This is a genomic window from Butyrivibrio sp. WCD3002, assembly GCF_000424265.1.
GTDB lineage: Bacteria > Bacillota > Clostridia > Lachnospirales > Lachnospiraceae > Butyrivibrio.
The window spans coordinates 92282-113903 of sequence record NZ_AUJO01000015.1; the positions used below are offsets into that span (position 1 = coordinate 92282).

The window sequence follows — 21622 nt, forward strand, 5'->3', positions numbered from 1 at the left end:
TTTACCTGATGCACAGCGCCGCAGCACTGCGTGGTCTCTCCTCTCCCTTTCCAAGTACGCTCCGGGACATGAAATCAAGTGCATACTCCATGTACTTACTGTCAACACACATCTGAGGGCATAGATTTCCTATAAGTTCCCTGTCGGATAACCTCTCTGAATATGAATCTGTTGAGAGTAGTATCGTACAGCCTTCCATAAGACTACCCTTAAGACAAAACGCCTCCCTGTAAAAATATCCATCCCGGGGATTATCAAGAATTTCCTTCCCACGTACACCAATTTTTAAAATATGTCCGACATAATTACTGACGATAAAATAATCCGCTCCGCGAAAACAAATAATGCCAAGCCTATTATTTGAAGAAAGCCTTCTGTCAAAAAACAGCTCCCTGCAGCTGTCAAAAAGCTCTGAAGGCTCGTTATTCTCAAATATTTCTTCTATAGTCCGAATCACATGGTCGCTAAGCCTTGCTCCTTTCCTGTTTTTTCTGTAAGGAGTAAAAAGTGCCATCATGACAACGCCTTCGCCGTTAAATCTCCGCCCCTTTACCATAAGACCATCAGGGTTCTCAGCTCCAATACCATGCTCCCGGACAGCCGCAGCAAAATAATCCATACAAATTTCCTTTCAAAAAATGAAAATCCGGTGAATCACCAAACTGAATTACAAAGAATAAAGATATGCGAATGAATATACAAAAAAATTCTCAGGTTGTAAATACCCTATAGAAAAATTACAATAAACTCGAGATTTATTCCTCGTTTAACAATAAAGGAGACATGTTATGAAAAAAGAACTCGCATTACTTCTTTGTACATCTCTTACTGCTGCTTCCTTAAGCGGCTGCGGAATGATAGGAAAGCTTACCGGTTCATCTACTGATACAGACGCAGGATCGGAGAATTCAAATTTCGTAAACAAGATTAAGGATGGTCTTTCTGAGGAGTCCGGTGAAACATCCGAAGTTACTGATGAAGCAGTCACTAAAGAAGCTGAAGCAGAAACATCATCAGATGCAGACGACCAGCAGGAAAATGAGATAACTGATGATACTGCGGCAGATGAAAACAAGGCCCCTTCTGAGTCAGAACACAAAACTCCCACCTACAAAATAGCCAAAAAGTATTTCACAGCTGTTTACGATGGCGATCTTAAATTCAGCAATCCCGAAAATGACTACTCCCAGGGTGTTCTTATCTCTGCTCAGGATGCCTATATAGTTATGGATGAATCCTACGAAAAAGATTATCCGGAGTTATATAAGGCCCTTAAGGAAAGAGCCACTGTAAAAGCTGACTCAGGCTATGACAACTGGGTAGCTGAAGCAAAAGCCACATACGAAGATGCCATTGCGAATGATTACGGCTTCTTTGGCCCCTGGACCTCGACCCAGAATTATTATCTGACAAGATCCGACGAAACCGTTCTTAGTATCTACGATTATTCCAGCGATTACGAGGGTGGTGCCCATGGAATGTACGGTGCTGTCGGCATAAACTACGACGTTCAGACAGGTAAAGAACTTACTCTGGGCGATGTAGTGCAATATTCCAAGGAAGAGCTTGATAAAATCATCAAAGAGAAGCTCTATGAAATTCCGGATTCAGCAGATGCTTACTGGGAGCTTGATGAAACTCTTGCAAACTACAAATTTGATCCTTCTGAAGCAGACGATGGTTATAGCTACAAATGGTATCTCAGTAACGACGGTCTTCATATCATTTTCAATCCATATGAAGTCGCAGCCTATGCATACGGAATGATTGAGGTTTCCATCGGCTATAACGAGTATGACGGACTAATAAATGAAAAGTTCATACCGGAGGAAGGCCGCGGATTCATCTCCCACTCAGACTTAAGTCTCTGCAATGCAAAATGGGCAGATGATATAAAAGTACTTCACCTGGAATTTGAAGGCAGTGAAGACAATGAATACGGCGATTATGCCGAAAACCTCTCCCTTGTTGATGGGGACAAGAGGGCCACTGTTCCTGCAAGTTTTGAAGTAGACTATGAAAGAACAGCCAGCTACAATGTCAAAACCGATGACGGTAGAGAATATATCTACGTTACTGTTCCTGACTACAATGACTACTATATGCTTTTCGTATTTGATATTTCAGGAAATGAATTCAAGGCTACCGAGCCGGAGTACTTCCACTACGCAGGAGAGGATTTTGGCAATGATTACTTTGGAGAAGCTCTTTTATCTGATCCTGACAACATGCCCTTTGCCATCGTTTCAGACTGCTTTGGAACCATGAACATCTACAACAGCTATAAGGTAGGTGATGACGGAAGACCTGTTCCTACAGAGACTGTCTATACTGTCGGTTCCTATTGCTCTCCGGATGCAAAATCAAACAGAGACATCAAAGGCGATATCGTTGATGAAGCTGGCAACGTCATCTCATCCGGGGAAATAATAAAAAGCGGCGAGTCCTTTGAGCCCATAAGAACTGACAACAAGAGCTTTGTAGACTGCAGACTCGGCGATGGCAGAATTGTACGACTTACACTAAAGTCAGCCTCCTACCCTGTTTCAATCCAGGAGGGCGAACTTACAGAGGTCTTTGACAACATAGTTTATGCAGGATAAAAACAACCCTAATGAAAAAAAAATATCACTTAGATAAAAGGTTCATGACATGGAAAGGGGCTGTCGCACTAATGCGACAGCCCCTTCTACTATAAATCAACCCTTCTTGAATTTAAAGGTTGCGCCTTTAGCTCCGGCTTTCTTAAGCTTCTTCACAAGCTTGTTGAAGGTCTTCTTGTCCTTGCAGACAACTGTAATCTTAGCGCCTTTCTTAATGTTCTTGAAAGCATTCTTTCCTACAGATGTTAAATTGTTGCCATAAATTTTGATTTTATCAAGGTTTTCACATCCGCTGAAAGCCTTGCTTCCAATCTTTGTGACAGTGCCAGGTATTGTTACGCTTTGAAGCTTCTTGTTCTTGGAGCATGCACTTGAAGAAACCTCTGTTACAGCATACTCAACGCCATTTGCGTCCTTGACAGATGAAGGTATTGCAACCTTCTTTGCCTTCTTGTTGAAAGCTGCCTCATAAGCTACAGCAGGTGCGTTCGCATCTGAGGATACAACCTTGAAATTGCCATTTTTACCAGCAGTATTGCCATCTATTTCTGTTCCATTAGCTGCCGGTGTAGCATTCTGTTCTGCAGGAGCAGGATTCTGTGCTGCAGGTGTATTATTTTGTCCTGCCTGATTTCCTGAACCATTCTGGTTGTTATCCCCTGCCGCATTCCCATTACCCGGCTGGTCATTGTTATTGTGTGGCTCGTCATTATTGCCAGGCTCTTCGCTGTTATTACCGGGCTCGTCACCTGCTTCACCATTTACAAAATTGATATCGTAATAGTGTCTGTACAGTCTTCTTCCGTCCTCGTCATCAATCTCATAAATATCTACTTCATCACCATCAACAAAAACTCTAAGCCTCAGATTTATCCAGTCACCATCCTGTATTCCCTGTGAATAACCGGTAAAATCAAGCTTAAGGGTCGCTTTATTTGTATCTGATAAACTTACAACACTTGATGGATCAGGAATGGACCCGGAGGAACTTTCAATCTCCCACAAATATGACACATTTCCCTCAGGAGCAGGATCCAATGTCATGCTAACTGTTCTTGATTCTCTTTTTCCTATTGTTTCTTCAAAATATGAAGGGGACAGGGTCACCTGATATTGCGGCGTAACATCTGCTGAAACAATAATCTCTTTACTATCATATATCTGTGTGCCGTCCTGACTCTTGGATGTCAAAATCAGGTTAGCCGTTGCATTTGATGCACTTACTGTATCAGCCATATGGATAATAAAACATGCAACAGGATGGTCTTCATCATCCTCATCTGGATTTCCTCGCTCAATTTTCTCTATTAAGTTGTTGCCATATCTTATATTCAAATCATATTTCGGATCTGCTACAGTATTTCCACCTTGTTCATATACATACAAATATTGGAATTGACCGGGCTTTATTGATAATTCGGAATCATCAACATACAACTGATATTCGTCATCATCGGGATCATCTACCCCATTATCCGGATCATACTTGACATAAATAGTGATGTCTGCGTTAACCTGGAGTTCATAAGAATTACCATCTTCACAATATGGATGTGAGCACGTCTCATTCTTATAGTGTCTGTAATATCCATGATCCTCGAGAGTAATTGTGTCCCCCTTCTTTACATACTCATAATATTCTTCAAAAGGACCGTCATCTCCCGTAACGGGATTACCATCGAATTCACCATCAATACATTTATAGCGAACACTCCAGACATTACTTGTGTACTGTGCATAAAGAGTCTTTTCGCCGCTTCCGGATATAGGTGTATCCTCTTTTATAGTAGTTCCGGTTCCATCTGCCTGGGTATTCCATCCAATAAATGCTTTTCCAGGAGCATATGCTTTAGTCGGAAAATGACCATAAACATCCTTGAATGATGCTCCGGATTTTATAGAAAACGGACCATCCGTCTTAGGATGATCAATATCTACTATATATCCTTCTCCAGCGTCAAAAGTCACTTCACATCCATCATCCCACATTGCGTAGAATGTAACATCCTCTGTAGGAAAATAATTTTCCAATGATGTAATTATGTTTTCTCTGTCATTTTTATCTCTGGAATATCCTGCAAATACGCTGCCTTGCTTATCCGGTAAACTAACATTAATATCGGCGCTCTTAAAGGATCTGCCTTTTTCAATTTTATATGCAGCTACATTATCATTAACTATCTGTCCGCCATTGCCATCTATCGTAACAACATAAGCATCTGCCCAGACCGCGTATAATGTTGCATCTTCAGTTGCCTGGTAAGAAGTAATCACGCTGCCATTTTTCTTCTTACTCCAGCCCTTAAAATATTTTGCTTGGTCAGTGCCAATCTGGCCATAGTTCGATCCCCAAGATGTTCTATTTGATAATCTAATCCTATCTATGCGTAAATTTACGCTTTCTCCGGGAGCACACAATTGGGAAAAGGTATTTATCTTTTCACCGTTCTCGAAAAAAAATCCGCCATTAGGATCGTATGTTATTACAGCTGCATCACCCCACGCTGCATACAGATTATTGTTCTGCGGTGAAACTATTGCATTAAAATAATCCTCTTCTTCCGCATCATCCTCATCATCTACTGCCGCATATTTTACAGGCTGTGTCAATTCTTCATCATAAAACCAACCTGTTATAAGCTTGTTTCCAGCTATATGATCATTGCTGTTTATATATTCGTATACATTGATTTTGGTCGCATTTATATCAATATAGTCAATCTTTTTTGTTTTCTTCTCCGGGGTATTATTGAAGTATCCTTCCCCTGCATGTAATGTGACCGTGTATGTGTCCTCTTCAGCATGAACCTGCGTCGATACCCCAAGTACAATCACTGAAAAGACTAGTAAAACCAGCCATTTTAAATAATTCTTCATAACAAAAATTTCCCTTCAACATAATTTAGCAAAGCTACTTCCATTTACCCGGCGCCTATCCGCCTTCTATATGCATAATAATCATTGTATTAAAAACGCAGCCACTCAGGGCTGTTCTGGTACTTAGCATATGCCTCCTCCATCTCATATTCAAACCACCATTTTACATAATCTCATATTTGTGTGATATTTACAACCTGATTTTCGTTATGAGAGTACGTCAAAACAGCAGACTTTTCCTAAAAAAAAGATATTATTAAATGTTTTATAGATTATTTGGAGGCCAAATTTTCCCTTCTCAATGACTATCCCCGATAAGTAGCGACAGGAACCCGTAAAACTTGCCTATATAGCGATAGATATACACCTATAAATCAGCAAGATGTCATTCCCACTTCAATTGAAAAGGGGCTGTCGCATAATGATATGCTCCCTTCTAGGTAGACAAGAGAAATAATAAAAACCTTGTTCTGCTTGGAAGGGGGCATATTTTGTCTTTTAAACATAAGTACACATTTGAAGAAAAAGAAAGGATTTTACTAGAATACCAGACTGGTACTCATGGTTTTAAAGAACTCTGCCGGATTTATTGCATGGCAGAGCAGGCATTAAAAGACTGGATAAGGTTATACGAAACATTTGGGATGGAGGGATTGAAAACAGGAAGCAAAGCTTCTTGCTATTCAAAAGAGGTTAAGGAAGCTGCAATCCAAGACTATCTGATGCACACTCTTCCCGTTAAAGAAATTCTTATCAAATATCGGATTCGTTCTACAACACAACTAAAACGATGGGTTAAGAAGTATAATGGTCATGAGAAGCTTAAGGCTTCCGGAACGGGAGGAACTGCCATCATGACTAAAGGGAGAAAAACTACTTTTGATGAACGAGTGGAGATTGTTCAATACTGCATTGCACATGACCATAATTATACAGAAACAGCAGCAAAATTTGGTGTTTCTTATCAACAGGCAAGAAGTTATACCGTCAAGTATGAAGCAGGTGGAGTAGATGCTCTTAATGACCGGCGCGGTAGATCAAAGCCAATTAAAGAGATGTCTGAATTGGAGAAGCTCCGGGCAGAAAACAGGATTCTGCGTGCTGAAAAAAGGCAGGCAGAAATGGAGGTATCTTTCTTAAAAAAACTCGACGAAATAGAGAGGAGGCGAGGCTAAGCCTGGTCAGAAATGAACATATCTATCAGGCCATCAAATAAGAGCATGAAGAACATAATTACCCCATCGGAACTCTTTGCAAACTGGGGCATATAAGCCGTGCAGCATACTATAAATGGCTTCACAGAGATATTCCGTCTTATGAAGCAGAAAATGAACGAATTGCTGTGGAGATTGAAAAAATTCACATGGATAGTCCAGATAAAGGTTATAGAAGAATACGAGATGATCTGGAACGTTATAGTGGAATCAAGGCAAACGATAAACGCATACTTCGTATCTGCCGAAAGAAGGGAATTAAGTCTACTATCAAATATTCCAACAACGGATGCACCAGACAAGCGGCAAATCCTCAGTTTATCGCAGAAAATGTGTTAAACAGAGAATCCTCAGCAGAAGCCCCAAACCATAAATGGCTAACAGATGTCACTGAATTCAAGTATTACATCGGCATTGAGGTTCATAAGATTAATCTTAGTGCAATCCTCGATTTATTTGATAGAAGAATTGTATCATTTGTTATCAGGGACTCAAACAATAACGCTCTGGTATTTGATACCTTTGATGCAGCCATCGCAGCAAATCCTGGAGCAACACCCTTGTGCTATTCCGATCGTGGATTTCAATATACCAACCGCGCTTTTCACGCCAAGCTTGAAGCTGCTGGAATGACACAAAGCATGTCCCGTGTAGCTAAATGCATCGATAATGGTCCGATGGAAGGATTTTGGGGAATACTTAAACGCGAACGGTATTATGGGAACCGATTCACTGACAGAGACACTCTTGTGAAAATGATAGAGGACTACATAGAATACTACAATACCAGGCGATTACAGAGAAAACTTGGGATTTTAACACCATTCGAGAAGTACGAGCAGTATCTGGCGGTAGCATAAAAACTGCCACCAGATCAACAATCTGATGGCAGAAAATTTTGTTTTTTCTATTGTCTACTTGACGGGTAGCAGTTCATCTAATGCGACAGCCCCTTTTACTCTGGAGTCTTTGTATTTAGGAAGACTTATTTAACTTCGTCTGTGGAGCCGTCCTTATGAACAACCTCAAGCTTGCATCCAAAACCAAATGCTGCTACAGCGCCTGCAATAAGAGCCCAGGGAGCTGCTGCAAGGCCAAGAACGCCGCCGATGATACCAACATTTACAGGAACACTGAGAACGATTTCATCATCCTTACGAATCTGGATTCTGTCTACATTTCCTTCCTCAACTGTCTTCTTAAGCTTATCGATAAGGCACTTAATATCTTCGCCGATATCCTTTGTCTCAGGCTGAATAAGCTTTACTGCTTCCTCAACGTTACCTTCTGTTCTCTCAAGCGCTTCCTTAGCAACCTTGTATTCAACGCCTGTGAGTTCCATTACCTTTTCAACTGCCTCTAATGTAATCATTCTTTTCTCCTCTCTGCAAAGTGTATCCCCTTGCAAACAAAATTTTCGAAATTCATAAACCGGAATCGGTTTTCTTATGATTGTATTATATGACAACTCGGGTGTATGTTATACATATAATAGAGCAAATAATTTAAATTTATTTTACTTATTTTGAAAAATAGCTAAGAGGTATCATCATGGATGAACAGACTTTGATCAGAAAAATGTCCAGAGTGGGCGTTCTCGGCAATGTGCTGCTTGCAGCATTTAAGCTTATTGCAGGTATACTTGGAAAATCCGGTGCCATGGTATCAGATGCTGTACACTCGCTGTCCGACGTTCTGGCAACCATAATCGCATACATCGGTGTAAAGCTGGCAGGCCAGCAGGAGGATGCAGAACACCCCTATGGCCATGAAAGATTCGAGTGCGTGGCATCACTTATTTTGGGGCTTATCCTTGCAGGAACAGGCCTTGGTATAGGTTATAACGGCATCAAAATGCTTCTTTTTGAAAAGTCAGCAATCGAAGTACCGACCATACTGCCGCTTATCGCAGCCATCGTATCAATCGCAGTAAAAGAGGGAATGTTCTGGTACACCATGCACTACGCAAAGATCCTTGACTCACCTGCTTTCAAGGCAGATGCCTGGCACCACCGCTCAGATGCGCTCTCATCAGTTGGCTCCTTCATCGGTATCGGCCTGGCAAGACTTGGTTTTCCCTTCATGGATCCAATCGCAAGTATTCTGATATGCGTTTTAATTCTAAAAGTAGCCTACGACATTTTAAAGGATGCCCTTAATAAAATGCTGGATACATCCTGTGATGCCACTTATGAAGGAAAGCTTCGTTCATTCATATTAGAGCAACCCGGAGTCCTTGGCATAGACCTGCTTCACACAAGACAGTTTGGAAATAAGATTTATGTAGACTTGGAGATTACCGTTCAACGAGACATCACATTGGTTTACGCTCATGCCATAGCAGAGCATGTACACAGCAACGTAGAGAAAAATTTCCCTAACGTAAAACACATAATGATCCACGTTAATCCCGAACCTGCAAAAGATTAAAAAAGCAGCACACATCGCCTTGTGTGCTGCTTTTTTATATCATCAGCTCATTTTTGATACGTGCTCGAACTCTTCCGTGATCTTATCTGCAGGTGCGGGAGTGATAAGGCTCACAACCACGATTACGATAAGTGCCACAAGGAAAGCAGGTGCAAGTTCGTAGAGATCCCAAACACCGCCCATGGGGCGAACCATGTACTTCCAAATGAATACCATAGCACCGCCGGAGATCATACCTGCTACTGCTCCGAACTTATTTGTGCGCTTCCAGTAAAGTGACAGCAGCATAATCGGTCCAAATACTGCTCCGAAGCCGGCCCATGCAAAGGATACGATTCCGAATACTGAGCTGCTTGGGTTCCATGCAATTACTACGCCAAGCACTGCTACCGCAACAAGAGTTGCTCTTGCAGTAAGCATTGCTGCTGCCTCTGACAGATTGATTCCGAAGGTCTCCTGAATCAGGTTCTCTGATACTGAAGAAGAAGCTGCTATAAGCTGTGAATCTGCAGTGGACATGGTTGATGCAAGAATTCCTGCAAGAACCATACCTGCAAGAAGTGCAAATATGAAGCCATGCTCACTTATCTGTCTTGCAAGGACTACGATAAGAGTCTCAGCAAGGGATGAGCTTGTGGGATTTGCAGGATCAATGAGGTCTTCAAGGACTCCTGCTGTTGTCATTGCTCTTCCTACAACGCCAAGAACAACTGCGATTCCAAGGGAGAAAACAACCCATACAGATGCGATTCTTCTTGAAAGCTTAAGCTCGCTGGACTTTCTGATGGCCATGAATCTAAGAAGAATGTGAGGCATTCCGAAATATCCAAGGCCCCAGCAGAACATTGTGATCTTATTGAAAACACCATAAGGATTTGCTGCATTTGCTACATTGTCGTGGGTTGCGCTCATATTGAGGAAGCCCGGAAGACTCTGAGCATTTGCTATTACATTGCTGGCGCCGCCTGCCGTTACCACGCCATAACCAAGAACGAAGAAAAGCGCAATAGTCATAACTATGGACTGGATAAAATCGGTCTTGGAAGCTGCAAGGAAACCGCCTGTTGTGGTGTAACCTACAATGATGACTGCAGATGTGATCATAGCAAGCTGGTAATTGATTCCGAAAAGTGATGAGAACAATTTACCGCAGGCAGAGAATCCTGATGCTGTGTAGGGTACGAAGAACACAATAATGAAAAGTGCACCGATACAAAGCAGTACATTATTTTTATCATCAAATCTCTTCTTGAAATAATCAGGTATTGTGATGGCATCCAGCTTCTCTGTGTAATTACGAAGCCTCTTTGCGGTGAAAAGCCAGTTCAGATATGTACCTGCGATAAGACCAAGGCAGGTCCAGCCGGCATCAGCAATTCCGGAAAAATAAGCAAGTCCCGGAACACCCATCAAAAGATAAGAACTCATATCGGAAGCCTCAGCACTCATGGCCGTAACAAAGGGACCAAGCTTTCTTCCTCCGAGATAGAAATCCTTAACATCATTTGTGGATTTGGAAGCAACGAATCCGACAAGAAGCATGCCTGCCAGATAGACCAGAATAGAGATAATAATTCCTATTTGCGATATAGACATAATTTCCTCCCCAGAAAACTTTTTTAGTAGTTTATCACAATAAAGTGATAAAGTATAGACCCAAATTAAAAGCCCCGCACATTTCTGAACGGGGCCATAAAATCTACATTCTCTTATTTGATTATCTTTACTTTATCAGCTTATTTGCTACTCTCTTTTCGTTTATACCAAATGTGTTGTAGTGCTCAAGGAGCTTTACAGGATCTGCGCCAAAGGCTTCCTGAAGATCCTTATAATTAGTGTAGTAGTTGTAAGCATTGAAATCTGCTGTGTTGCCACTGAAGGTCTTAAGTGCATTTATCTGAGCTTCCTGCTGTGCCTTTAAAGCAGCTGCAGCGGGATCGGGATTCTGTACATAAACCTCTATGCAGTCGTGATGATCATAGGTTGTTCCATCCTCATCTGTTGAATAGAAATGGAAGAATACGTTCTTGGTGGTCTCATCGGGACCAATGTGAAGTCTCACATACTCTGAGCCCTTCTTATAAGTGCACTCCATATATGTGCCCTTGCTGGTATGGTCACCAACATAATAGGTATAGTCAGTGAAAGCTCTTACCCATACATCCTTATAGGTTCCGGCATCCATCTTGAAAACTGTTTCACCAAAATCAAAATAATCAGGAACCTCACTGTAAGCAAGTGCAGTATTGCTTGTCAGAGCAAAAAGAAAAAGTGCTGCAGAAAAAGTACATAAAATACGTTTTGCGATTTTTTTCATAAACTCGTCCTTGCCCCGCAGATAGCCAGGGTATTTCCTTTCTTATAAATAGTTTAAGCGGTTATTACACCTATATTATAGATTTAGCGTAGTTGTTATGCACATTAAATTTTCATAAAAAGTTTCCATTTCGTATTATTCTATATGATTTATCATAGATGCCAGATATCCTGCACCGAAGCCGTTATCAATATTTACTACGCTTACGCCGCTGGCACAGGAGTTAAGCATGGATAAAAGCGCCGACACTCCGCCAAAGGAAGCACCGTATCCAACACTTGTGGGTACAGCAATTACAGGGCAGTCTGCAAGGCCGCCTATAACGCTTGCCAGAGCTCCCTCCATTCCTGCGATGGCGATTATGACTCTTGCTGACATTATCTCATCCATGTGTCCAAGAAGCCTGTGAAGACCTGCAACTCCAACGTCATAAAGACGAACCACTTCGTTGCCATAAACCTCCGCAGTTTTGGCTGCTTCCTCAGCTACGGGTATATCACTGGTGCCGCCTGTTGCCACAACTATTTTGCCTCTTCCGTCCTTCTCAGGGAGACTTCCGGCGATTCCCACCCTGCTAAGCTCATCAAATGAAAAGTCTTCGATTTCCTTTTTTAGCAGCTCTGCCGCATCATCCTTCATCCTTGTTATAAGAACCGTTTTTTGACCGTTCTCGCGAAGAGACTTTGTTATTTTAAGTACCTGCTCGGGAGTCTTACCTGCACCGTAAATAACCTCTGCTGCCCCCTGTCTTACACCTCTGTGAAAGTCAGGCTTGGCAAAACCAAGGTCTTCAAAAGGAGCCTCCTTAAACTTAAGCATAGCTTCGTCAACGGAAGTTGTACCCTCCGCTACACTTTTCAGCATCTGTTCCAATTCTTTTTTATCCATTCTTATGTCACCTCATCAAGTCTTTTGAAATACATGCTCTTACTTATAAATATAACCCTCACTGTGCAAGGAGGAAACTTAAAATATTCTTAAAAATCTCTCTTTTTCAATAACGAAAAAAGTCCCACAGCAAGCAGGATGATTGCTACGTGCCGTGGGACCTCATTTCTTAAATATGGTTTTTATCAGATCGCTGCAAAGCCCTTCTCAAGATCTGCAATGATGTCATCGATGTGCTCTGTACCGATTGAAAGTCTGATGGTGCTCTGAGTGATGCCCTGATCCTTAAGCTCCTCATCAGAAAGCTGTGAGTGAGTAGTTGTTGCAGGATGGATAACAAGGCTCTTAACATCAGCTACATTTGCAAGCAGTGAGAAAATCTCAAGGTTATCAATAAACTTCCATGCTTCCTCTTTTCCGCCCCCTATCTCAAATGTGAAAATAGATGCTCCGCCGTTAGGGAAGTATTTCTCATAAAGAGCGTGATCAGGGTGATCTTCGATAGAAGGATGATTTACCTTAGCTACCTTAGGGTGGTTTTTAAGGAACTCAACTACCTTCTTTGTGTTCTCTGCATGTCTGTCAAGACGAAGTGATAGTGTCTCAACACCCTGAAGAAGCAGGAATGCGTTGAAGGGTGAAAGTGTCGCACCTGTATCTCTAAGTAAAATAGCTCTGATATAAGTTACAAATGCTGCAGGTCCAACCACATCGTAGAAGGATACACCGTGATAGCTGGGATTAGGAGAAGCGATTCCGGGATACTTACCGCTTGCCTTCCAGTCAAACTTACCTGACTCTACGATAACACCACCAAGAGTTGTGCCGTGTCCGCCGATGAACTTGGTAGCTGAGTGAACAACGATATCTGCGCCGTGCTCGATGGGTCTGATGAGGTAAGGTGTTCCAAAGGTGTTGTCGATAACAAGAGGAAGACCATGCTTATGAGCTATCTCTGCAATTGCATCGATGTCCGGAATATCACTGTTGGGATTTCCAAGGGTCTCAAGATAGATTGCTCTTGTGTCATCCTTGATAGCTGCTTCTACTTCAGCAAGGTTATGTGCATCAACGAAGGTTGTGCTTATTCCGTACTGAGGAAGTGTATGTGCAAGAAGGTTGTAGCTTCCGCCGTAGATAGTTTTCTGAGCTACGATATGTCCGCCATTTGCTGCAAGAGCCTGAATGGTATAAGTGATTGCTGCTGCACCTGATGCAACTGCCAGGGCTGCACTACCGCCTTCAAGAGCTGCGATTCTCTTCTCAAAAACATCCTGTGTTGAATTTGTAAGTCTTCCGTAAATATTACCTGCATCAGCAAGGCCGAATCTGTCAGCTGCATGCTGGCTGTTTCTGAACACATAAGAGGTTGTCTGATAAATCGGAACCGCTCTTGCATCTGTTGCCGGATCAGGCTGCTCTTGTCCTACGTGTAACTGTAATGTCTCAAATCTGTAATCACTCATTTCATCATCCTCCTGCTTTATATTCTGCTTTTTTCTGCGTTTTTATTGAAACCAATAATACATATATTTACATACTGTGTCAATAGGTAAATAGGTAAAAAAGCAAAAAAATTTCTGCCACCTCTAAAAGCGGCAGAAATCTGCATTTTGTTATGATAAAGCTTTATCCAGTTCAGTCAAATCCTCATCCGTTGTGGACCAGCTTGTGGCAAGTCTTACAACCGTGTGATTTTCATCCTGCTTCTCCCAGAAGCTTACGGCGACCTTTTCCTGTAATTTCTTAAGCTTCTCATCTTCAAAAATTACAAACTGCTGGTTTGTGGGAGACTCCAAAAACATCGTAAGGTCGTGAGCCTTACAAATAGCTTTAAGCTTTTCAGCCATGACTATGGCGTGTTTACTGATCTTAAAATACAGATCATCCGTGAAAAGTGCATCGAACTGGACACCTAAAAGTCTTCCCTTTGCAAGAAGAGCACCGCGCCTTTTGATGGAGGTCAACAAGTGCTTTGGTTTATTTCCCTTTGTGAAAACCACTGCTTCTCCGCACAGTGCACCGACCTTGGTGCCTCCGATATAAAAAACATCGCAAAGTCTTGCTATATCCTGCAATGACACATCGGTATCATTACTCATAAGTCCGTAGCCAAGCCTTGCTCCGTCAAGGAAAAGCGGGATCTCATACTCCCCGCATACCTCTGAAATAGCGGTAAGCTCAGCCTTGGAATACAGTGTTCCGTATTCTGTGGGATGGGATATATACACCATTCCGGGTCTTGTCATATGCTCATGATTCTCATCTGCAAAATATCCTGCAAGATAGTCTTTTAGCACCTTTGCTTCCATCTTGCCGTTTTCCTGAGGGATCTCTAAAACCTCGTGGCCTGTATATTCTATTGCCCCGGCTTCGTGGGTACTTATATGTCCTGTTTTTGCTGCTACAACGCCCTCATAATCCGAAAGCATGGTAGATATAATTACTGAATTAGTCTGTGTTCCTCCAACGAGAAATTCTACCTCGGCTCCTTGAACTCCAATCGCCTTTAAAATCTTCTCCTTTGCACTGTCGCAGTACTTATCGCTTCCGTAACCTGAGAGACACTCAAGATTAGTATCAGCAAGCGCCTTAAGTACTTCAGGGTGAGCCCCGCAAATGTAGTCACTCTCAAATGAAATCATTATTATGTCCTTCCTTTACCAGTCTTCGTCGTAACTAAGCTCATCCAATTCAGCCATATAAAATTCCGACCAGCTGTACTGACTCATGAATTCTCCGGCATATCTGTACTTGGATTCATCTTTGTTTTCCAACCAGTCATAATAATCGCACGCAATTCGATCTTTTGCAATAGCCATACTTCCGCGCTGCTTTAAAATTATCCCGTCAAGCTTCAGCTTTTTAAATGTATTCTGCAGGTCCTGCCTCAGATTACAAAGGTATGAAAGCTTTTTTTCAGGATCCCCGTCATCCTCCCAGAGGTTTGCAATGATCTCGCCGTTGGTGGTCTGGGCTCCCTTATTTGCGATAAGAAGAGCTACTATTTCCTTGGTTCTCTTATACTTAAAGTCCACAGGCTCCCCGTCCACGAAAAATTCAAAGTTTCCAAAGGTCTGTGCAAATACTCTTTTAAACTTCTTGCGCATCTCGGGATAGCGCATAAGCTCCAGTTCCTTCTGAACCTCAGCTCCTGTACCGGGCTTTTTGATATATCCGCTGGCATGAAGCTTCATGGCATCATAAGCATGCTCTGTCTCCTCAGAAACATAGATCAGATTTATATAGGGATTCAGCTCTGAAAGATATTTTCCAAGATCCAAACCGGAAAGCTCGGGCATATTCACATCAAGAAATGCCACGTCCATCTCCTCCTCTCTGGCCTTGGCAAGAGCGGAAAGAGGGCTGTCAAAATAAAAGCATGTAGCGTCAGGCTTAACCTTCCCGAGAATAGTTTTCATTTTCTTAAGAGATGCTTCGTTACTGTCAACTGCCAAAATATTCACTGCGCACCTCCTGTAGGTAAGGTTATGGACTTAACCTTCTGATTCTGACGCTGCCGCGCTGTCATATGAAGAGGATCAGCCTCCCCAACCACAAGAGTATCTCCGTCATTAAGTGCAGCCTCATGTAATGGTCCGGAGTTCATATCTGCCAGCACGAGAGCTGCAAATCTGTCGTAATTGTCATCATCGATAACCGGAAAATGATACTTCATTCTGTACCAGTGTTCAGGATCATAGCCGGCTCCGCCGATGTATAGTCTGTCCGCAGTATCAGCAACCTCATCTACACCTGCCTTTTCCCCGGGCTCAAGTCCTGCCTCCTCGCAAAAAAGCATAGCGTAGGCCTTAAGCACCCTGTCTCTTACGGTTTCATCACTGCCGCTTTTATTTTTTCTCCCTGTTGGAGTGTCCATTACCTGATAGTAAAAATCCTGAGCTTCTTCGCTATCATCAAAATTCACGATAGCCTCATAGAATTTCCTGACATCTATGTCTTTAGCTATTGAAGCCATTTCTTTCTCCTTTCAGAGTGCTCTTATTCTCGTACATATTCTTATCTGCCCTGGCAAATACCGCCGCCACATTCTCATCATACTCAAATCTTGACATGCCTGCCGCAATAACAACCTTTCGCTCAAACTTATTTATTCTGTTACTCTGGGCAACGCTCTCCATAAGAATCTCCACATTATCATAGTCAGTGCCCTGAACAATAATGGCAAACTCATCACCGCCAAGTCTGAAAACAGGACTATGCTTGAATATCTGACATATACTGTCACATCCATCCTTGATAAACTGATCTCCGGCCTGGTGACCAAGGGTATCGTTTATCTGCTTAAGTCCGTTAATATCAAATACTGCAATTGCGAATTCAGGATTTTTGCCTGACTTGATCTTTTTATTGAGCTTTGCCTCCATCTCAGCATAGGCATGCTTATTCTTAACGCCGGTAAGCTCGTCATAGTTTGCTTTCTCCTTTGCTTCAAGAATGGTGGATTCGTATGCCTGCTCTCTTCTTACTTCCTCATCAATATTAACAACACCAATTATTACACTGTCCACACCATCCTCATGCACCATGGTGGCTTTCAGCATGGCATAAATCGGCTTTCCATTTATCACAAGCCTGTAGTTAAGAGTATACATGCCTTTATTCTTTATCTGAGACATGACTTTTTCCTTCTTGAACATTTTGAGGAAATAATCAAGATCATCAGGATAAATAACGCTTAGGGCTGTTTCCGCGGTGTCATCATAAAAATGTTCACCCTCTTTGCCGGTTCCAATATGTTCAAAATAATTGCTGGAGGTGTATTTTGTATACTCATCCGTTTCAGGATTGACCGTATAAAGAGCCATATAATCTCCGGAAAGAGCAATGATCCTTGAATAGGTAAGCTGCTCCTCCCTCATCTTTTCAAGGGCCTCTTCATGCTTCATCTGGGCATCCACATTATTGATTCCTATGATAATATTGTTGCCCTTATTTCTGACCTTAACAACCTTCATACTTACATAGACAGGCTCTCCGTCCATCATTACCCTGTAGGTCAATGTGAAAATGCCGTTTTCCTTAAGGCTTTTTTCCACCTTCTCCGGGGTGAAGCTCTTAACAAACTCTTCTGCGTCTTCCTGATATACATTATTCTTTGCCACACTTGCTGTAAGTCCAAAGAAATCATGACCACGAGTTGAGACATTCATATCCCGGTTCACCCCATCCGGGCTGTACTCTGTATAATCTCCGTTATCCATATTTACAAAATACAGGTGAATATAATCCTCTGACAGCGCTCTTGCCACATAGTTGTAGGTGAGGGTGGTGTCATCATCGGGGCTATCTGAGACAGATAAAATCGCAACATTTACGGCTGCTGCTCTCGTAACAGGATTAACTGCCACTCTTCTTATAAACAGCTGTAACGTCTTACCATCTCTGGTTCTGTCATCGATTATTAGTCTTCGACCATCTTTTGCGCACTGAACCGCAGCATTCAAGGAATATGCTCCGGGCTGACCTTCAAAATCCGAAACCAAAACCTCTGTCCTGTATACACTGTCAGGGAAATTTCTTTCCATGAATTCCCTAAAGGTTCCATTGCATCTGGCCAAAATGAGCTTTCCATCCAAATACTCAACAAGGCACATTGGCCATGTATCAAAATAATCACTAAGAGAATCATCATCTCTTCTTGAAATTGACAGATCATAGAGATTTACTTTTCCAAGCTGGATATAATAGTCCGTCTCTGAAGGATTCTCAAATCCAATCTGAATACCCTTTTTGTTTCTCTCAATAATCCCCGCAAGGGAATGTGCCTCGCAGTAATAATAGCCCTGTAATTTGGTACAGCCTATCTCTTTTAGAAATTCTGCCTGTACCTCTGTCTCAACACCCTCTGCTATAGTCTCAACACCCAGAGCCATAGCCATTCTGACAAGCTCAGTGAGTATGATCTTAACGCTTTCTCTTTCACCTATCTGCTGAATAAAAAGCATGTCCAGTTTGAGTAGGTCAAAAGGTATCTTCTGAAGGATTACGGGTGATGAATATCCGCTGCCGTAATCATCCATCCATACACTAAAGCCGAGCCTCTTGAATTCTCCTATCCTGTCCGCCATGTAATCAACGTCATCAAGGAGAACCGTTTCCGTAATCTCTATGACAAGCTTATCCCTGCTAAGCCCGGAATCATCAACCCGCTTTTTAATCTCTTCCACAATATCGCAGGTATAAAAATCAGAGAGGGACAGATTGACAGAATTCGGAACCACATAAAGTCCGTTCTCTCCCTGCTCTTTCATCTTCTTGAGAACTTTATCCACAACACACAGATCAAGCTTATATATACTGTTTGCTTCCTCAAGATATGGAATAAAGGAATCCGGGGTCAGAATGCCTCTCTCCGGATCCTCCCACCGTACAAGAGCTTCCTCGTTGCAGACCCTGCCATTGGCCGTTCTGATTATGGGCTGATAATAAACCTTTATCCAGTCCTCTTCTATAGCTCTGTCAAGATTCTCAGCCACATACTGTCTGTGTTCTATCTGATGCATCATTGCATCATCAAAATAATAGATATCGGATTCGTAGTTCTTTTTGTGGAAATCACAGGCGATCTTTGCCCTGTCACAGGCTGCACTTATACTTATATCATCGCTGTCACAGGAATAAACTCCGATTCTGATGGGCATACTTTTACCGCCGTTTAGGAGCTTGCTCTTTTCAATCAGCTCATGGAGTTTCTCATTTAATCCATCGGGATTAGTATAGACACAAAAATGATCAGCACTAAATCGGCTGCATCTGCTGCTGCCAAAATAGCTGCTTAGAAGTTTTGCAAAGGCAACAAGAAGAACATCACCCTCTGCCATTCCGTATTTACGGTTATAATTTTTCATACCGTTGAAATCCGTAAAGAGGATTGCCGGTTTAATTCCATCTCTTCGCAGCTCCTCACAGCCTTCTCCTGCAAGTTCAAAGAAGTGCGTCATTGTGGGGAGACCCGTCAGATAATCGTAGCTGATATTACCGAATCTGCTTCTCTCATCAAGAGTCCTGCTAAGCATGGCTGTAATGCCCTGTACATTGCTGCCCATATTGGGGGTATATGCTCCCTGATCCGTGTACCATATAAAGGCCAGTCTTACACCATCTTCCTTGAAAACATGCTTACCATAAGCATGAATGATCCTGTACTCTCCATCCACTTTAGATCTGTAGATAACATCATACTGGGCATCCTCTACGGCAAAGCGATAGGCAGCATCACTTATGGATGCCACATCGTCCGGATGAACATCCCTATACATGTCATTGTCCATAAGCTCGTATGCTTCGTCCCTGTCCTTAAGTCCAAAGAGCTCACAAAAGCCAGCTGAAAGAGCAATAGTAACAACATGTTTATTTATAAACTGATAAACTGCAAACGGTACAAAGCTGCCTTCTATCAGTGCTATCTGTTCGTCGCTATATCTGTACTTTTCCAAGAGTAATACCTCCTGATAAATCACATAATATCAGACAAAAATATCAACTATATTACATTTTATCACAAATGTAAAACAGTTTGTTTTCCAAAATAATAAACTAAAAATAAAAACTCCATTACCACTTTTAAAACTAAAAAGCAGTAATGGAAGTCATTCTTTAAAGCAATTAACTCCGTTTTGAAAATATCCAACAGGATGAATCATATGATCCTCAGCCTTGGCATCAAGACCGGATAATGCTTTGTCATAATACATGAGTCCCCTTAGAACCGCATCGTAACCGAAACGCCTCCTGATATCCTCAATGGCAAGGTCGGCCCTGCGATATTTCTCTCTTACATCCTCCCTTAGGAAAAGATCTGTCTGGTGAGGCATGGTATCAGGCACCAGATTGGACACTCTTACTCCCACACTGCGTATAGGATGTGCCCAGTCATAATTGGCCTTAAAGAGCTGCCAGGCATAGCCTGCTATCTCCTCGGAAATATTGGTAGGTATGTGGACCCTGTGCTGTCTTGTAAAGCTGTAAAGCCCGTTATCCCTAATACTTATACCTATAACATCACCTATGAAATGATTCTCCTTAAGCCTTGCTGCCACGCTTTCAGACAAAAGATATATGACCATTCTCACATCATCATCATTTACAAGATCTCTTGGGGTAGTGGTGCTGTTGCCCACACTTTTAACAGGCGCATAGTCATCTGCTGCCGCAACCGGGGTCTGATCCTCGCCTCTTGCAAATGTGGAAAGCACATATCCTATTTTCCCAAAAATCTGATGCAAAAACTCAGGGTCTGCCCTGGCTATATCACCTATGGTAAGAATCCCGTACTTCTTAAGCTTGGCAGTCGTGCGCCTCCCCACATACAGAAGATCCGATGCGGGAGCTGTCCAGAGAATGTCCTTATAATTCTCCCTGGAAATCTGAGTTATGGCATCCGGCTTCTTGTAGTCAGAGCCAAACTTCGCAAATATCTTATTCCAGGAAACGCCTATTGATACAGTGATTCCAAGCTCTGTCTTGATGCGGTCCGATATCTCTCTGGCAACAGTCATTCCTGTGGATGTAGAAAGCATGGACTTAGAATCTGTTATATCTATCCAGGATTCATCAAGTCCGTAGGGTTCCACCAGATCAGTGTAATCACCGTATATCTTCCTGGCCTTCCTGGAAAACCTTATGTACTCATCATAATTGGGTGTAACAAAGACCACATCCCTGCAGGCCTGTCTCGCCTCCCACAAAGCCATGCCGGTCTTAACTCCGCGCCTCTTGGCAATATAATTGGCTGTAAGCACGATACCGTGCCTGGCCTCCGGATCTCCGCCCACCGCCATAGGCACATCCCGAAGCTCCGGATTATGCAGCATCTCCACTGCCGCATAAAAGCAGTTGCAGTCCGAATGGAGTATTATTCGATCATCATTCATAAAAAATAGCCACCTCGAACAGTTGTTCTTGTATGGCTATATTATACGAATGTATGTTCTGTTTTTCAAGTACCTGATCTGAATTCTTTTGACCTTACTTAAATGTAATTTTTAATTCCAGTTTGCAAGAGTAAATTCTAGGGTTATGGAAGTTACTCTTACACATATATACTTGCCATATTGATATTCACATATAGATCTCTATATAATGTTCGGGCAGCTGATTGCCTGCCTGTGCAGATTGGAGATTTATTATGAATAAAGGCAATCAGAAACATATAACATTTGAACAACGTGTAGAGATTGAAAAAGGATTGACCGAAAACAAGTCCTTTGCTGAGATAGCAAGGATAATCGGGAAAGATCCTTCAACTGTCTCAAAGGAAGTACGTTTGC

16 protein-coding genes and 1 pseudogene are annotated in these 21622 nt (G+C 42.3%); 5 read left to right on the forward strand and 12 right to left on the reverse strand.

From position 1 onward, the window contains the following. Window position 1: 1 nt before the first annotated feature. The gene (locus G608_RS0113175) at window positions 2-619 is read right to left on the reverse strand and encodes a hypothetical protein (RefSeq protein ID WP_026496429.1); all 618 of its coding nucleotides are present in this window, start codon (window positions 617-619) and stop codon (window positions 2-4) included. A gap of 169 nt (window positions 620-788) precedes the next feature. Here G608_RS0113175 and G608_RS0113180 point away from each other — a divergent pair, with 169 nt between their 5' ends. Further along, window positions 789-2603 carry a DUF3298 and DUF4163 domain-containing protein gene (locus G608_RS0113180; protein WP_026496430.1) on the forward strand — a complete coding sequence of 605 codons (1815 nt, stop codon included), beginning with the start codon at window positions 789-791 and terminating at the stop codon, window positions 2601-2603. Between the two features lie 96 nt (window positions 2604-2699). On the opposite strand, the gene G608_RS0113185 is transcribed toward G608_RS0113180, so the two are convergent. Further along, window positions 2700-5480 carry a leucine-rich repeat protein gene (locus tag G608_RS0113185; RefSeq protein ID WP_026496431.1) on the reverse strand — a complete coding sequence of 927 codons (2781 nt, stop codon included), beginning with the start codon at window positions 5478-5480 and terminating at the stop codon, window positions 2700-2702. Between the two features lie 491 nt (window positions 5481-5971). On the opposite strand from G608_RS0113185, the gene G608_RS0113190 reads away from it, so the two are divergent. Together G608_RS0113190 and G608_RS0113195 are read left to right on the forward strand one after the other, a co-directional pair. Then, window positions 5972-6655: a helix-turn-helix domain-containing protein gene (locus G608_RS0113190; protein ID WP_026496432.1), complete on the forward strand. Its 684-nt coding sequence runs from the start codon at window positions 5972-5974 to the stop codon at window positions 6653-6655. A 62-nt stretch (window positions 6656-6717) separates the two neighbouring features. Further along, window positions 6718-7554: pseudogene (locus tag G608_RS0113195) on the forward strand (IS3 family transposase); the annotation flags it as partial. 125 nt (window positions 7555-7679) lie between these two features. On the opposite strand, the gene G608_RS21185 reads toward G608_RS0113195, so the two are convergent. Next, window positions 7680-8066: a DUF4342 domain-containing protein gene (locus G608_RS21185; protein ID WP_035795631.1), complete on the reverse strand. Its 387-nt coding sequence runs from the start codon at window positions 8064-8066 to the stop codon at window positions 7680-7682. 179 nt (window positions 8067-8245) lie between these two features. On the opposite strand from G608_RS21185, the gene G608_RS0113205 reads away from it, so the two are divergent. Continuing rightward, complete coding sequence (locus G608_RS0113205) at window positions 8246-9124, forward strand: cation diffusion facilitator family transporter (protein ID WP_035795618.1); 879 nt, start codon at window positions 8246-8248, stop codon at window positions 9122-9124. 42 nt (window positions 9125-9166) lie between these two features. On the opposite strand, the gene G608_RS0113210 is transcribed toward G608_RS0113205, so the two are convergent. The 9 genes from G608_RS0113210 to dinB all read right to left on the reverse strand — a co-directional run bounded on the left by G608_RS0113210 (window position 9167) and on the right by dinB (window position 21226). Continuing rightward, window positions 9167-10720, reverse strand: a complete 1554-nt coding sequence (locus G608_RS0113210; protein WP_026496435.1) for a sodium/proline symporter — start codon at window positions 10718-10720, stop codon at window positions 9167-9169. A gap of 127 nt (window positions 10721-10847) precedes the next feature. Further along, complete coding sequence (locus G608_RS0113215; RefSeq protein WP_026496436.1) at window positions 10848-11441, reverse strand: hypothetical protein; 594 nt, start codon at window positions 11439-11441, stop codon at window positions 10848-10850. Window positions 11442-11576: 135 nt separating this feature from the next. Then, window positions 11577-12329 (reverse strand): nickel pincer cofactor biosynthesis protein LarB, encoded by a 753-nt coding sequence (larB, locus tag G608_RS0113220; RefSeq protein ID WP_026496437.1) that lies wholly within the window; start codon window positions 12327-12329, stop codon window positions 11577-11579. A gap of 185 nt (window positions 12330-12514) precedes the next feature. Then, window positions 12515-13795, reverse strand: a complete 1281-nt coding sequence (locus G608_RS0113225; RefSeq protein WP_026496438.1) for an O-acetylhomoserine aminocarboxypropyltransferase/cysteine synthase family protein — start codon at window positions 13793-13795, stop codon at window positions 12515-12517. Between the two features lie 150 nt (window positions 13796-13945). After that, on the reverse strand, window positions 13946-14974 hold the full coding sequence (locus G608_RS0113230; protein ID WP_026496439.1) for a threonine aldolase family protein: 1029 nt from the start codon (window positions 14972-14974) through the stop codon (window positions 13946-13948). A gap of 15 nt (window positions 14975-14989) precedes the next feature. Continuing rightward, window positions 14990-15796 (reverse strand): LytR/AlgR family response regulator transcription factor, encoded by an 807-nt coding sequence (locus G608_RS21190; protein ID WP_051209325.1) that lies wholly within the window; start codon window positions 15794-15796, stop codon window positions 14990-14992. Continuing rightward, window positions 15793-16308 (reverse strand): hypothetical protein, encoded by a 516-nt coding sequence (locus G608_RS0113240; protein WP_026496440.1) that lies wholly within the window; start codon window positions 16306-16308, stop codon window positions 15793-15795. The genes G608_RS21190 and G608_RS0113240 overlap by 4 nt, the downstream gene beginning before the upstream one ends. Next, window positions 16292-19789 (reverse strand): sensor domain-containing diguanylate cyclase, encoded by a 3498-nt coding sequence (locus G608_RS0113245; protein ID WP_026496441.1) that lies wholly within the window; start codon window positions 19787-19789, stop codon window positions 16292-16294. Before G608_RS0113245 ends, G608_RS0113240 begins: the two co-directional genes overlap by 17 nt. 153 nt (window positions 19790-19942) lie before the next feature. After that, on the reverse strand, window positions 19943-21226 hold the full coding sequence (gene dinB, locus G608_RS0113250; protein WP_026496442.1) for a DNA polymerase IV: 1284 nt from the start codon (window positions 21224-21226) through the stop codon (window positions 19943-19945). 254 nt (window positions 21227-21480) lie between these two features. Here dinB and G608_RS24430 point away from each other — a divergent pair. Continuing rightward, on the forward strand, window positions 21481-21622 hold a 142-nt coding region (locus tag G608_RS24430), incomplete at its 3' end, for a helix-turn-helix domain-containing protein (RefSeq protein ID WP_155833290.1).